Source organism: Eubacterium sp. CAG:161, assembly GCF_000432355.1.
GTDB classification, from domain to species: domain Bacteria; phylum Bacillota; class Clostridia; order Lachnospirales; family Lachnospiraceae; genus Eubacterium_G; species Eubacterium_G segne.
Map to the genome: position 1 here is coordinate 89,306 of NZ_HF991865.1, position 1,602 is coordinate 90,907.

Below are 1,602 nucleotides of genomic sequence, written 5' to 3' on the forward strand. Positions count from 1 at the left end.
TTATAAAGTATTGACTTCAATAAAATTAATTCGATGTAATCTAAAATTTAGGTATGTATTTTTTAGTGTACTCATAAAATAAAATCGTTTCATCTAAAATATGAACCGTTGTTAGGGATAATCCTTAGTTGTAAAATTAATGTAACAGATTTTACAAGGAGTAATTTATGAGACGTTTAAAAAGAATGGGAAGAAAATTTGTCAGTGCAGCTCTTGCTTTGACAATGACACTAGGACTGATAGCTACAGGAAATTTTGCAACCATTACACAGGTAAAGGCAGCATCAGCCCTTGGATCAAATGATTTTTTAAAGGTAAACGGAACGCAAATAAGGAAATCAAAGGGAAGTGGCGATGTTGTATATTTGCGTGGAACCAACGCAGGTGGATGGCTTGTTCAGGAAAACTGGATGAATCCCACTAATGCATCAGATCAAAGAACAATGATGGACACTTTAGCTAACAGATTTGGTTCTTCAAAGAGAGATGAACTGGTAGCAACATATGAAGACAATTACTGGACAACACAGGATTTTGATAATTGTGCTGAAATGGGTATGAGTGTTATCAGACTACCTTTTACATATATGAATTTATGTGATGATAATGGTAATTTAAAGTCTAATGCCTTTGATAGATTGGATTGGTTTGTAAGTAACTGTAGTTCAAGAGGAATGTATGTAATACTGGATATGCACGGAGCATTTGGTTCGCAAAATGGTATGGATCATTCCGGTGAGGTAAATGATGGTACGCAGTTATATTACAATCAAAGCAATAAAAATAAAACATTGAATTTGTGGAAAAGCATAGCTGAACATTTTAAGGGAAATCCTGCTGTAGCAGCTTATGATATTTTAAATGAACCGGGAATCAAAGCGGCTGCAACATACAGTCTTCAGTGGGACTTTTACAATGAGATATATAATGCAATACGTTCAAAAGATTCAGATCATATTATTATAATGGAATCATGTTGGGATGCAAATAATCTTCCGAGACCATCACAGTACGGATGGACAAATGTTGCATATGAGTACCATTATTATCCATGGAATGCACAAAACAGCAGTTCCGCCCAGCAATCGTATTTTTCAGGAAAAGTTTCTGATATTTCAAGTCACAATTATGGTGTACCAACTTTTGTAGGAGAATTTACGTGTTTTGAACAGGAACAGGGTTGGAAGACTGCTATGTCTATATTTAACAGCCAGGGATGGCATTGGACAACATGGTCTTACAAGGTTACCGGAAACAGTTCGTGGGGTATTTATAATCATAGTCCGCAATCAGTTGATATATATAATGATTCAGCAGATACCATTAAAAATAAATGGTCAGCTGTAGGAACTTCATCAGCATGGAAAAACAATATGATATATAATGTTGTGAAGGAATATTTACCGGGTAAGGTTTCATCTACAGGTGGAAGCAGTTCATCAGACAATAATTCATCAGGCAGTAGCACATCAGGTGTTACAACATTTTATGAACATTCAAATTATGGAGGCTGGTCTGTATCATTAGGTGAAGGCTCACATAATTATAATGACATAGTATCAGCCGGAATTAAGAATGATGCAATTTCATCTTTAAAAGTTC

The 1,602-nt window shown here is 35.1% G+C and carries 1 protein-coding gene; it reads left to right on the forward strand.

The window, feature by feature from the left end; genetic code table 11:
* Nucleotides 1–167: 167 nt before the first annotated feature.
* The coding region (locus Q5O30_RS06360) for a cellulase family glycosylhydrolase (RefSeq protein WP_302674617.1) at nucleotides 168–1,602 on the forward strand (1,435 nt) is incomplete at its 3' end.